Raw genomic sequence first — 9,291 nt, 5'->3', positions numbered from 1 at the left:
CGGGCCGCCTTGTCGATCACGACGCGGCCCTCCTCCTGCTGCAGGCCGACGACGGCCGGGCTGCCGCGCTTCAGGATGCCGGCCTTGCTGACGGCGATCTCACCGACGGTCTTGCCGAGAAAACTCTGGTGGTCGATGTCGACCGGGGTGATGACGACGCCGAGCGGATGATCGACCACATTGGTGGAATCGAAAGTGCCGCCCATCCCGACCTCGAGCAGCAGGTAGTCCGCCGGCGTTTCGGCGAACAACTTCAGCGCAGCCGAAGTGGTGATCTCGAAAAAGGTGATCGGCGCTCCCGCATTGGCAGCTTCGCACGCCTCGAGCGTACGATTGAGCAGCCGTGTGGAGACAAGCTTGCCGGCGAGCCGGATGCGTTCGTTGAAGCGCACCAGATGCGGCGAGTTGTAGACGTGGACCTTCTTGCCGGCCGCCTCGAGGAAGGCGCGCAGATAGGCGATGGTCGAGCCCTTGCCATTGGTGCCGGCGACATGGATCACCGGCGGCAGGTGGTCCTGCGGATTGCCGAGCTTTTCCAGCAGCAGCATCTCGCGCTCGAGATGCAGGTCGATCAGCTTGGGATGAAGCGTCAGCAGCCGCTTGAGGATGGCGTCGGTGCGGGACACGGGGCGACTCGGGAGGAGGGTACGGGGCTTCTAGCACTGTGCTGCTTGTGGTGCCCAGCCCCTCACCCGTTTCGGCCCTTCGGCCGACCCACCCTCCCCGAAGGGGAGAGGAACCGATGTGGCACAGTTGGTGCCCCTTCTATTCTTCTCCCCGTCGGGGAGAAGGTGGCGCGCAGCGCCGGATGACGGGCGCTACTCGGCGTGCGCCGCTTCCGCCGGCACGCCGATCAGGTCGTCGCCGGCATTCGCCGTGATGGGCGTGGCGAGGCGCGACGGGGCGGTTTCGCTCAGTTCCTCGCGGACCGGCGACTTGGTGAGGATGCCGACCAGCGAGCCGATGGTTTCGCGCAGGTTGTGGCGGTGCACCACCATGTCGATCATGCCGTGCTCGTAGAGGTATTCCGAGCGCTGGAAGCCCTTGGGGAGCTTTTCGCGGATGGTCTGCTCGATGACGCGCGGGCCGGCTAAGCCGATCAGGGCGGCGGGCTATGCGAGGTGCACGTCGCCCAGCATGGCGTAGGAGGCAGTGACGCCGCCGGTGGTGGGGTTGGTGAACACCACGATGAAGGGGAGCCCCGCTTCACGCAGGCGCAGCACGCCCACGGTGGTGCGCGGCATCTGCATCAGCGAGAGAACGCCCTCCTGCATGCGCGCGCCGCCCGAGGAGACGAAGAGGATGAACGGGGTGCGGCGGTTGGCGGCGGTCTCGAGGCCGGTGACGATGGCCGAGCCCGCGGCCATGCCGAGCGAGCCGCCCATGAAATCGAAATCCTGGACGCCGACCGTGACCGGCTGGCCGAACAGTTCGCCGGTGCCGACGGTGACCGCATCCTCGGTGCCGGTCTTCAGCCGTTGCTCCTTCAGGCGATCGGCGTAGCGCTTGCTGTCACGGAACTTCAGCGGATCGTGCGGCACGCTGGGCAGCGGCACCGTGTCGTATTTGCCCTCATCGAGGAAGGTCGCAAGCCGGTCGGAGGCCTTGATCTTCATGTGGTAGCCGGAATTGGGCACCACCCACATGTTGGCTTCGAGATCGCGGTAGAACACCATCTCGCCCGATTCCGGATCCTTGACCCAGAGGTTCTCCGAGCCGGTATCCTTCGGTTTCAAGAAGGAGCGGATGCGGGGACGGACGACGTTGTTGATCCAGTTCATTGCCTAGCCTGTTTCCCTCGCCAGCTGTTCCAGCACCGATCGGCGCCGTTCGCGGGGCGTATATGGTGATTGTGGCGAATATTATCAGGTTCGGACGCCGTGGTTAAGGGATGGTGGGGTGTTGGTAACCGGTTTGCGAGGGGGACGGAGTGGGTGGGGGTGGTGTTGGGAGCCACTGCTGTTGCCCCCGACTCGATGTCATCCCTGCGGAAGCAGGGACCCAACTCTCGGCTGGCGCGGGCGGCGAGATGGGTCCCAGCTTTCGCTGGGATGACGGTCGGTGGGTGGTGTCAGGCGATGGCGGCAACTGGTGAGGGTGCTGGTACTTCGCGACCGGCGTCACGTGCAGCCTCAAGCCAGGACTCAATCGCATCCAGCACGTTCACAATAGCCTCCTCCTGAGTTTCGCCATCGCTCATGCAGCCGGGAAGATCGGGCACCGTCGCAACAAAACCACCGCCATCGGCTTCCGAGAGCGGCGATACGATAACGGGATAAGCGAGCTTGCTCATTGAGCGCTCCTTACGGCTTCGACGAAGGATACGAGCTTGCGGATATCTACGGGCTTGATGGGCGTTTGAAAGGCACGGTCAGAATCTCGCGAACCAGCGGGTGCCAGATCTTGTAGTGCGACCCACCGCCACGCGGCGCCGCGCAAGCGATTCCGAACTCACTACAGACCGCCTCGACATCAGCAATGGACCAACCGGCGCGCGGATTCTCGGCCATGCGCGCCAGCCGCTTGCTCATCGTCAGGCCGCGGCTTTCGCCCGTTTCACGCCGCTTGCCAGCCCGGCGACCAGAGTCGTCACGGCGGAGACCGTCCCTGCCGTCGCCTTGCCGTTCTCCAGCGAATTGCCCACCGCATTGCAGATGGCGGTGCCGACGACCACGCCGTCGGCGTCGCGGCCCATGCTTGCCGCATCGTCGGCGGTCTTGATGCCGAAGCCGACGGCGACCGGCAGGTCGGTGTGGTGCTTGATGCGGCGCACCGCTTCGCCCACCGCGGCGTGCGACTTGATCGTCGCGCCGGTGATGCCGGTCATCGACACGTAGTAGACGAAGCCGGAGGTGTTCTTCAGCACCGCCGGCAGCCGCTTGTCGTCGGTGGTGGGGGTGGTCAAGCGGATGAAGTTGAGGCCGGCATTGAGCGCCGGGATGCAGAGTTCCTCGTCCTCCTCGGGCGGCAGGTCGACGACGATCAGGCCATCGACACCGGCGGCCTTCGCCGCGGCGAGGAAGGGCTCGACGCCGAAGATGTAGATGGGATTGTAGTAGCCCATCAGCACGATCGGGGTGTCGTTGTCCTTGCTCCGGAACGCCTCGACCATGGCGAGGGTCTTCCTCAGCGTCTGGCCGGCGGCGAGCGCGCGCTGGCCGGCCATCTGCACGCCCGGACCATCGGCCATCGGGTCGGAAAACGGCATGCCGAACTCGATGATGTCGGCGCCGGCGGCCGGCAGCGCATCGAGGATGGACTGGCCGGTGGCAAAGTCGGGGTCGCCGGCCATGGTGAAGATGCCGAGCGCCGGACGGCCTTCGGCGGCGCACTTGGCGAAGCGGGCGGGGATGCGGGTGGTCATCAGGCGTTCATCCCCAGATAGCGGCCGACGCTCTCGACGTCCTTGTCGCCGCGGCCCGAGAGGCAGAGGACGATGGTCTCGTCCTTGCCCATGGTGGGCGCCAGCTTCATCACCTCGGCAAGGCCGTGGGCCGATTCGAGCGCGGGGATGATGCCTTCGAGGCGGGTGCAGAGCTGGAAGGCCTCGAGCGCCTCGTTGTCGGTGATCGGCACGTAGGTGACCCGCCTCGTGTCATGCAGGTACGAGTGCTCGGGGCCGACGCCGGGGTAGTCGAGGCCGGCGGAGATCGAGTGGCCTTCGAGGATCTGGCCGTCGGCATCCTGCAGCAGGTAGGTGCGGTTGCCGTGGAGCACGCCGGGGCGGCCACCGGTCATCGAGGCGGCGTGACCGTTCTCCACATCGATGCCATGGCCGCCGGCTTCGGCACCGTAAATCTTGACCGAGGGTTCGTCGAGGAAGGCGTGGAAGGTGCCGATAGCGTTGGAGCCGCCACCGACACAGGCGACAAGCGCGTCGGGGAGCTTGCCCTCGATCTCCTGCATCTGCACCTTGATCTCCTCGCCGATGACCGACTGGAAGTTGCGGACCATCTCGGGATAGGGGTGCGGGCCGGCGGCGGTGCCGATCAGGTAGTAGGTCGTATCGACGTTGGTGACCCAGTCGCGCAGCGCCTCGTTCATGGCGTCCTTGAGCGTGCCGGCGCCAGCGGTGACCGGGCGGACTTCGGCACCCAGCATCTTCATGCGTAAGACGTTCGGATATTGCCGCTCGACGTCGGTGGCGCCCATGAACACCACGCAGGGCAGGTCGAACTTGGCGCACACGGTCGCGGTGGCGACGCCGTGCTGGCCGGCACCGGTCTCGGCGATGATGCGGGTCTTGCCCATGCGCCTGGCGAGGAGGATCTGGCCAAGCGTATTGTTGATCTTGTGCGAGCCGGTGTGGTTCAGCTCTTCGCGCTTGAAATAGACCTTCGCACCGCCCAGGTGCTCGGTCATCCGCTCGGCGAAGTAGAGCGGCGACGGACGGCCGACATAGTGTTTGGCGAGATGCCTGATCTCGGCCTGGAATTCGGGATCGGCCTGCGCGGCGCGATAGGCCTTCTCGAGGTCGAGGATCAGCGGCATCAGCGTCTCGGCGACGAAGCGGCCGCCATAGAGCCCGAAACGACCCTCTTCGTCGGGGCCGTTGCGAAGGGAATTGGCCCCGGTCGCGGTCACTGCTGAACTCCTACCCGTGTGCGGCTCGCGCCTTGTCGATAAAGGCCCGGATCAGCGCCGCGTCCTTGACGCCGGGCGCGGTCTCGACGCCGGAGGAGACATCGACACCCATCGGCCGAACGGCCCGGATCGCCTCCCCCACCGTCTCGGGCGTGAGGCCTCCGGAAAGCATGAATGGAAGGTTGGGGTCAAGCGCCTTCAGGAGCCCCCAGTCGAACGGCACGCCGAGCCCGCCCGGGCGTTCGGCGCCCTTGGGTGGCTTGGCATCGAGCAGGATCCGGTCGGCCACGTCGACGAAATCGGCCACATGGGCGACATCCTCGGCCGAGCCGATGGCGACGGCCTTCATGATGGCGATGCCGGCCTCGTCGCGGATGGTTTCGACGCGATGCGGGGTCTCGGGGCCGTGGAGCTGGATCCAGTCGGGCGACAGCGCCGCGACTTCCATGACGGCGGAATTGTCCGGGTTGACCAGCAGCACGCAGGTCTCGACCCGGCCGCGGGCCTCGGAGATCAGCAGCTGCAGGGTTTCGATGTCGACATAGCGCGGGCTGCGCTCGAAATGCGTGAAGCCCACGATGTCGGCGCCGGCGTCAATCGCGGCTTCAAGCAATGCGGTGGTCTTGATGCCGCAGATCTTGACGATGAGAGGGTCGGACATGAGACCTGGCGTCAGTTGGATTGGGCGAATTGTTCGGCGCCGAGCGGGGCGGGCAGCTCCGGCGAGCGGCGGGCCACTTCGAGCTCGCGGTGCAGCCGCTCGGTCTCGCGCTTGAAATGACGCTCGTCGCGGCGGTGCGGCCCCTGGGCGAACCAGGTGGCGATGCCGCCCAGCAGCACCCCGACCAGCAGCACCGCAAAGATGACGAGGAACAGCGGCACGCCGACCGCGGGCGAGGTCAGCGCGTCGACCGGCGCGAACGGGTTGAAGTTCACCACCACGAGCTGGCGATTGGCGAGGGCAAATACCACCAAGACCGCACAGAGCGGCACCAGGACAAACCAGCCGACAATACGCCTAATCATCGGTCGGTCCCGGCATCATTCCGCGCGATTGATCCGCTCACGGATTTCCTTACCGGCCTTGAACTGGGGCACGTATTTCTCGCCCACGTCCACGGTCTCGCCGGTCCTCGGGTTGCGGCCGACGCGGGCCGGCCGGTTCTTGACCGAGAAGGCGCCGAAACCGCGCAGCTCCACGCGGTCGCCGCGGGCCATGGCGTCACCGACCTCATCAAGGATGGCATTGACGATGTTTTCGATATCCCGCTGAAACAGATGCGGATTCTCGTCGGACAATCGCTGCACGAGCTCGGACTTGATCATACCGCCCCCCGGCGCTCCTCACGGGTCGATGGGTTTCACATCGATGGAGCAGCGTGCCAAAGGGAGACCAACCCGTCAAGCGACATTGCCCCTGAGACAGTCGAACGCGCCACTTCGGCGGCGCTCTGGCCGAGCCAACGGGTGACGCCGAGCCAGCCCTCTGCCGGCAACGGGAAGTAATCGACGACGGGCAGATCGCCGGCGATTGACTTGTCGGCCTCGAGCCAAGCAACGGCCTCAGCTTCGCCGCCAATAGCGTCGATGAGCTTCAAATCGACGCCCTGGCGGCCGGTGATGATGCGGCCGTCGGCCAGCGCGAGGGTTTCGGGGCGCGGGATGCCACGGCGCTCGGCGACGATGTCGACAAACCAGCCGAACGAATCGTTGACCAGCGCCTGGAGCGAGGCCCGCACCTCGCCCACCATGGGCTCGTTCAGGTCGGGTTCGGCCTTCAGCGGACCGGTCTGCACCTTGTCGAGCCCGACGCCGATGGTGGCGAGGAGCTTGCCCGCATCGACATGCTGGTAGAGCACGCCGATCGAGCCGACGATCGAGAGCCGGCGGGCGAAGATGCGGTCGGTGGCGATGGCGGTCATGTAGGCGGCAGAGGCGCCGAGCTCGCTGATCACCGCGACGACGGGCTTTTTGGCGCGCAGCGCACCGAGCGCCTCGTAGAGCTCCTCGCCGCCGGCGGTGGTGCCGCCGGGAGAGTTGATGGCGACGATGACGGCTTTCACCGCCGTGTCCTCGCCGAGCTCGTTGAGCACCTTGAGCCGCGCCGGATCGGTGAGGATGGTGCCGGTGATGCTGACCCGCGCGATGCGGTCGCCGGGCCCGCCCTGCTGCAGCGCGAAGCGGCCGGCAATGGCCAGCACCGCGGCGGCCAGCGCGAGAAAGAACAGCACGCGCCACAGCCGCCGCGAACGGCGGAGCCTTGCATTGGCCGGAATGAGATGCGCCGGGTCGCCGGAATAGTCGCTCATCTGTGCCTCGCGCCGCTGGGGTTCTGGCGGGGTAACGAGCGGCGGCGACAAATGCAAGGCGGATGCGGGCGTCCGGATGCCGTGGCAGGTGCTACCGGGAGTTCGACCGAGGTCAGCCGGCCTTCTTGGTGTGCGCGGCCATGTACTCGCGCAGCGCAGTGTTGATGCGGGTCTGGTAGCCCTTGCCGTCGGGGCTTTCGCGCTTGAACCAGTCAAGCACATCGGCGTCGACGCGCAGGGTCAACTGCTGCTTCAGCGGCCGATAGAACTTTCCGACCTCCGCGCCTACCCAGTCTTCAGCCGTGGTCGCGGGGATGTCGGAATAGTCGATCTGGTCGTCAGGCAGGTCGGCGAGGGCACGCAGATCGGCACGCCCTTCCGCGGTCAGTTCCCGCGGCTTGAAGCTAACGATACGACCTTCGCTCTTTTTCATAGATCAACCTTTCCGACCTGTCGGCGCGACGGGCCGAAATAATGCGGTTCACGGGCTCGTCAAATTCGATGCTCCAGTCCGTGAACACTACGAATAGAACCACAATGCCGTCGACCAAGCCTAGTATCGCGTGACGGTGCTCTCCGTCCTCTACACCTTGGTAGCGACTGACGACGAAGGGGTCGTCAAACGCCTTCGTTGCCTGCTCGAAGGTGATGCCGTGCTTGGCCTTGTTGGCGCGGTTCTTCTCCTCGTCCCACTGATACAGCACGTTGCCCCCTTCGTGCGCGCCCAATGTAACTACAAATTTGTACCTACACAAGCCTCCGCACCATATAGCTCGCCGCGGCCTCATAGCTCAGGAGCTTGCCGTAGAGCGCGTCGATCTCGGTGATCTGGAAGCCGTGGCGTTGCCAGAAGGGGATCGAGCCGTTGACCGCTACCAGGGTCACGGTGGGATAGCCTTCGGCGCGTGCGTGCTTCACCAGCGCCTCGACGATCCTCGATGCGGCGCCGATGCGGCGGGCAACCGGCAGGAGGCAGAGATCGTGGATATAGTAGGTGTCGGGTTCGGCCGGCAGTTGCTTCAGCAGCGTATTGAGCGGGGGCAGCGTGCCGTAGAGCCAAGGGTGGCTCAGCACATAGCCTGCGGGCTTCTCGCCGACTTCGAGCAGGTAGCAGCCATTGTGATAGAGGCGCAGGCGCTCGGCGAGGACCTCGGGGGTCTCGAAGTAATCGATGTGCACGGTGTCGGCTATGCCCTGCACGGCCGGCAGGTCATAGGCCGACATGGCGCGCCAGGCGACGTCCCTCAGATGCATTCAGTGCCCCCTAAACAAAGGGCCCGCACCATGACGGTGCGAGCCCCCGATATCGTGCCCGCGGGCGAGCTGCCCGCGGCAGGACCTTAGTTCTTTTCGCGATCCTTGAGCGCGGCGCCCAGGATGTCGCCGAGCGAAGCGCCCGAGTCCGACGAACCGTAGGCGGCCACGGCTTCCTTCTCCTCGGCGATTTCAAGCGCCTTGATGGAGAGCTGGATGCGCTGGGTCTTGCGATCGTACTGGGTGACGCGTGCGTCGACCTTCTCGCCTTTGCTGAAGCGCTCCGGACGCTGGTCGTTGCGGTCGCGGCTGAGGTCCGCGCGGCGGATGAACGCGGTCATTTCGCTGTCAGCGATACGGACTTCGATGCCGCCGTCGTTGACCTCGGTCACCGTGCCGGTCACCACGGAACCCTTGCGGATGCCGTCGCCGCCGGTATCGGCCACTTCGCCCACTGCCAGCTGCTTGATGCCCAGCGAGATACGCTCCTTCTCGACATCGACGTCGAGCACCTTGGCCTGGACCATGTCGCCGCGGTTGTAGGCTTCGAGAGCCTGCTCACCGGGCTTCTGCCAGTCGAGGTCGGAGAGGTGGACCATGCCGTCGACATCGCCATCGAGACCGATGAACAGGCCGAACTCGGTCTTGTTCTTGACCTCGCCCTCGACAACGGTACCCGACGGATACTTCTCGGCGAAGGTTTCCCACGGATTGGCGAGGGTCTGCTTCAGGCCGAGCGAGATGCGGCGCTTTTCCGGATCGACCTCGAGCACCATCACTTCCACTTCCTGCGAAGTGCTGACGATCTTCCCCGGATGGACGTTCTTCTTGGTCCAGCTCATCTCGGAAACGTGGATCAGGCCTTCGATGCCCGGCTCCAGTTCGACGAACGCACCGTAGTCGGTGATGTTGGTCACGCGGCCGGTGAACTTGGCGCCCACCGGGTACTTTGCCGCAATGCCATCCCACGGGTCGGCCTGCAGCTGCTTCATGCCGAGCGAGATACGATGGCTCTCGTGGTTGATGCGGACGATCTGCACCTTGATGGTCTCGCCGATGGCGAGAACTTCGGACGGGTGATTGACCCGGCGCCAGGCGATATCGGTGACGTGCAGCAGACCATCGATGCCGCCGAGGTCGACGA

The 9,291-nt window shown here is 65.5% G+C and carries 13 protein-coding genes and 1 pseudogene; all 14 read right to left on the bottom strand.

Features of this window, described 5'->3' with window-relative positions:
- Window positions 1–626: Mur ligase family protein (locus JWQ89_RS06760; protein ID WP_299639520.1), on the bottom strand; the 626-nt coding region annotated here is incomplete at its 3' end.
- 192 nt (window positions 627–818) lie between these two features.
- Window positions 819–1,781 (bottom strand): annotated as a pseudogene (gene accD, locus JWQ89_RS06755) (acetyl-CoA carboxylase, carboxyltransferase subunit beta).
- Window positions 1,782–2,071: 290 nt separating this feature from the next.
- Window positions 2,072–2,293 carry a type II toxin-antitoxin system HicB family antitoxin gene (locus tag JWQ89_RS06750; RefSeq protein WP_299639519.1) on the bottom strand — a complete coding sequence of 74 codons (222 nt, stop codon included), beginning with the start codon at window positions 2,291–2,293 and terminating at the stop codon, window positions 2,072–2,074.
- A gap of 46 nt (window positions 2,294–2,339) precedes the next feature.
- Entirely contained in the window at window positions 2,340–2,531 is a 192-nt protein-coding gene (locus JWQ89_RS06745) for a type II toxin-antitoxin system HicA family toxin (protein ID WP_299639517.1), read from the bottom strand.
- Between the two features lie 2 nt (window positions 2,532–2,533).
- A complete protein-coding gene (gene trpA, locus JWQ89_RS06740; protein ID WP_299639515.1) occupies window positions 2,534–3,364 on the bottom strand; it encodes a tryptophan synthase subunit alpha in 831 nt (276 codons plus the stop codon).
- A complete protein-coding gene (gene trpB, locus JWQ89_RS06735) occupies window positions 3,364–4,584 on the bottom strand; it encodes a tryptophan synthase subunit beta (RefSeq protein WP_299639513.1) in 1,221 nt (406 codons plus the stop codon). The genes trpA and trpB overlap by 1 nt, the downstream gene beginning before the upstream one ends.
- Window positions 4,585–4,594: 10 nt before the next feature.
- Window positions 4,595–5,245 (bottom strand): phosphoribosylanthranilate isomerase, encoded by a 651-nt coding sequence (locus tag JWQ89_RS06730; protein ID WP_299639511.1) that lies wholly within the window; start codon window positions 5,243–5,245, stop codon window positions 4,595–4,597.
- Window positions 5,246–5,256: 11 nt separating this feature from the next.
- A complete protein-coding gene (locus JWQ89_RS06725) occupies window positions 5,257–5,610 on the bottom strand; it encodes a lipopolysaccharide assembly protein LapA domain-containing protein (RefSeq protein WP_299639509.1) in 354 nt (117 codons plus the stop codon).
- A gap of 15 nt (window positions 5,611–5,625) precedes the next feature.
- On the bottom strand, window positions 5,626–5,910 hold the full coding sequence (locus JWQ89_RS06720; protein WP_299639508.1) for an integration host factor subunit beta: 285 nt from the start codon (window positions 5,908–5,910) through the stop codon (window positions 5,626–5,628).
- Between the two features lie 35 nt (window positions 5,911–5,945).
- A complete protein-coding gene (gene sppA, locus JWQ89_RS06715) occupies window positions 5,946–6,893 on the bottom strand; it encodes a signal peptide peptidase SppA (RefSeq protein ID WP_299639506.1) in 948 nt (315 codons plus the stop codon).
- Between the two features lie 112 nt (window positions 6,894–7,005).
- Complete coding sequence (locus tag JWQ89_RS06710) at window positions 7,006–7,326, bottom strand: BrnA antitoxin family protein (protein ID WP_299639504.1); 321 nt, start codon at window positions 7,324–7,326, stop codon at window positions 7,006–7,008.
- Complete coding sequence (locus JWQ89_RS06705) at window positions 7,298–7,597, bottom strand: BrnT family toxin (protein WP_299639502.1); 300 nt, start codon at window positions 7,595–7,597, stop codon at window positions 7,298–7,300. The genes JWQ89_RS06710 and JWQ89_RS06705 overlap by 29 nt, the downstream gene beginning before the upstream one ends.
- Window positions 7,598–7,640: 43 nt before the next feature.
- Window positions 7,641–8,147 (bottom strand): GNAT family N-acetyltransferase, encoded by a 507-nt coding sequence (locus JWQ89_RS06700; RefSeq protein ID WP_299639500.1) that lies wholly within the window; start codon window positions 8,145–8,147, stop codon window positions 7,641–7,643.
- Between the two features lie 86 nt (window positions 8,148–8,233).
- Window positions 8,234–9,291 (bottom strand): 30S ribosomal protein S1 (locus tag JWQ89_RS06695; protein ID WP_299639498.1); only part of this gene is annotated, 1,058 nt, incomplete at its 5' end.

Origin of the sequence: Devosia sp., from assembly GCF_028290645.1 — a bacterium.
Classification (GTDB): Bacteria; Pseudomonadota; Alphaproteobacteria; order Rhizobiales; family Devosiaceae; genus Devosia_A.
Note: the sequence above shows the minus strand (reverse complement) of the source record. Positions and strands in the feature narration are given on the sequence as shown.

What these genes read in the sequence shown, in the direction of transcription:
- JWQ89_RS06700 (WP_299639500.1), bottom strand. Translation starts at nt 8,147, where the DNA reads ATGCATCTGAGGGACGTCGCCTGGCGCGCCATGTCGGCCTATGACCTG.
- JWQ89_RS06720 (WP_299639508.1), bottom strand. Translation starts at nt 5,910, where the DNA reads ATGATCAAGTCCGAGCTCGTGCAGCGATTGTCCGACGAGAATCCGCAT.
- JWQ89_RS06750 (WP_299639519.1), bottom strand. Translation starts at nt 2,293, where the DNA reads ATGAGCAAGCTCGCTTATCCCGTTATCGTATCGCCGCTCTCGGAAGCC.
- JWQ89_RS06725 (WP_299639509.1), bottom strand. Translation starts at nt 5,610, where the DNA reads ATGATTAGGCGTATTGTCGGCTGGTTTGTCCTGGTGCCGCTCTGTGCG.
- trpA (WP_299639515.1), bottom strand. Translation starts at nt 3,364, where the DNA reads ATGACCACCCGCATCCCCGCCCGCTTCGCCAAGTGCGCCGCCGAAGGC.
- JWQ89_RS06745 (WP_299639517.1), bottom strand. Translation starts at nt 2,531, where the DNA reads ATGAGCAAGCGGCTGGCGCGCATGGCCGAGAATCCGCGCGCCGGTTGG.
- sppA (WP_299639506.1), bottom strand. Translation starts at nt 6,893, where the DNA reads ATGAGCGACTATTCCGGCGACCCGGCGCATCTCATTCCGGCCAATGCA.
- JWQ89_RS06710 (WP_299639504.1), bottom strand. Translation starts at nt 7,326, where the DNA reads ATGAAAAAGAGCGAAGGTCGTATCGTTAGCTTCAAGCCGCGGGAACTG.
- JWQ89_RS06730 (WP_299639511.1), bottom strand. Translation starts at nt 5,245, where the DNA reads ATGTCCGACCCTCTCATCGTCAAGATCTGCGGCATCAAGACCACCGCA.